Raw genomic sequence first — 1,952 nt, 5'->3', positions numbered from 1 at the left:
TATAAGTGCGCCATTCGGAATTTCAAAGCTTCAAATTTCACAGAGAGTGCCCATTTATACACACCCCCTAAATCGTGGTGTGACAATGGGTTCTCGCCGGCTCGAAATCGGTTTGTCATTCTGACAAATAACCCTTCGGGAAATAAAAAAAACGGCTCCATAAAGAGGAACCGTTTTGCTTCAAAAATCACGTTTTGTGTTATACTGGAGAAACGAAATTGTGTTTTCAAAATTGTCATTTTCGACATGATAACTTTTCTCGTAGTGTGGTTTTGCCGAACCCACTACTTTTTTTATGTCTCCGAACTTCATTTCTTCCCGTTCCGGCTTAACAATCCCTTTTGATTTTCGATACATATTCATTCCGGAAGGATACATGTGCAGCCGTCCGCCTTTTAAAAATTTCTTTTCCCGACCTTCTACGATCTTTGTTTGCACCTCACAGCCCTCTGAAGCCACTTTTAAGGCTGTTTCCCTGTCTTGGACATCTTCTAGGTCTATATCAGTCAAATAAGCGCTCAAATAGGCTCCTATGTTGTCTATATCCTTTAATGACTTGATTGTTACAAATCCTAAACCCCATAGACTCCTTAATTCAGCATTTTTAATATAAATCTTATCCAAATCATTAAAGCGCATTAAAACATGACAATGCCAGGCTCCACGTCCTTGTGGCTCTACCACCGATAAATAATCTATCGAACTTTCTTTCTTGTATTTATAACGCAACCTGTCGATAAAATTTTGAAAATCACTATAAAGTTTTTTCGTGTCCGTCATATTTTTCTTGTATGTCAAAGTTATATGTAATTCATTTGGCCGTCCTATAAAATTGTTATTTATCAAATAACGCAGCTTCTTAAAGGTTTGTCTCAAAGAATTATAATTTTCCTGCCGATTTTCCGAATGCTCGAACTCCCGGATCTCCCCAGTAGAGAGGTCTACAAACCTATCCTTGTCCAATTTTTTGATATTATTTTTCCGGTTCATCTTCTCCATATGCTGAACTTCAATGACGTGATTCATAGTGGTCACTTTTACAACATCATTTGGAGCTATGAAAACCGCGTCACCATTGCGTTTATCCATCCATTTCCCCTCAATTTTTCCTGTAATGTTTAATTAAAATCAAGTTAATAATAAAGAACCCCAAATCCGAAGTCAGTTTTTCAACAAAAATTAGCGTCCTTTTCCCAAATAGTCCCTATACAATTCCTTAATAGCAAACTCAATTACAGCATCTTTTGAAACTCTTCCAAATTCATTGTGTTTTGTAAAATGTTCGGCTAATAACTCTAGCTTTTTAAATGTTTCAACAGTAATTCGAGGTCCAATTTGTTTTTTCTCTTCCATCCAAACACACTCCTAACAAGTTGTTAACATAATTCTAACATTGGAAATAATAGAATTCAAGAACAGAAAAAAGAAGCACACTCGGAATGATATTTCGTTTCCTTTTGATTCCGAGCCTCCACCCCTTACAATCCCCAAAGGCAACCGACAAGGGAAAATTCGTCCCTTATCGGCACCTCCGGAAATTGTACAGCAAGGGGTCACTCCCAATAAAAAGACTACGACATATAAAACAGGTTTAGCTTCAGAGAAAAAGAGCATAAGGAAACTCGGTGCCACCCTAAAAAAAAGGGTGTCAAACAGGCTGTGCCTGTTGAGTTTCTATGCTCTTAGAACAGGTGCCGTTTTTGAAGCCAAAGATATAGCATAGATACCCCATAGATATAGCAGGGATATACCAAAATATCTCTAGAGATACGGGTATCTATGCTATATCTCTCTACAAGATTCCTCCACACGCTTGACGGAAATGCTTCAGCATTTTAGCACTCACTCGACAGAGTGTATAAGTGCGCCATTCGGAATTTCAAAGCTTCAAATTTCACAGAGAGTGCCCATTTATACACACCCCCTAAATCGTGGTGTGACAATGGGTTCTC

General features: G+C 38.2%; 3 protein-coding genes. All 3 read right to left on the bottom strand.

Annotated elements, in window-relative coordinates; all coding sequences use genetic code 11:
- Nucleotides 1-191: hypothetical protein (locus ACFXKA_RS42625; protein ID WP_379431849.1), on the bottom strand; the 191-nt coding region annotated here is incomplete at its 3' end.
- Nucleotides 181-1,089, bottom strand: coding sequence for a hypothetical protein (locus ACFXKA_RS42620; RefSeq protein ID WP_375839305.1), 909 nt, complete (start codon nt 1,087-1,089; stop codon nt 181-183). The genes ACFXKA_RS42620 and ACFXKA_RS42625, both read right to left, overlap by 11 nt.
- 90 nt (nt 1,090-1,179) lie before the next feature.
- Complete coding sequence (locus tag ACFXKA_RS42615) at nt 1,180-1,353, bottom strand: hypothetical protein (RefSeq protein ID WP_375839303.1); 174 nt, start codon at nt 1,351-1,353, stop codon at nt 1,180-1,182.
- Nucleotides 1,354-1,952 lie beyond the last annotated feature (599 nt).

Source organism: Nocardia sp. NPDC059228 (assembly GCF_042754245.1).
Lineage (GTDB): Bacteria > Actinomycetota > Actinomycetes > Mycobacteriales > Mycobacteriaceae > Nocardia.
The sequence above is the reverse complement of the archived record's forward strand: the minus strand, read 5'-3'. Positions and strand labels throughout refer to the sequence as shown.

Excerpts from the sequence above, each read along its gene's own strand:
- ACFXKA_RS42620 (WP_375839305.1), bottom strand. The coding sequence starts at position 1,089 with ATGGATAAACGCAATGGTGACGCGGTTTTCATAGCTCCAAATGATGTT.
- ACFXKA_RS42615 (WP_375839303.1), bottom strand. The coding sequence starts at position 1,353 with ATGGAAGAGAAAAAACAAATTGGACCTCGAATTACTGTTGAAACATTT.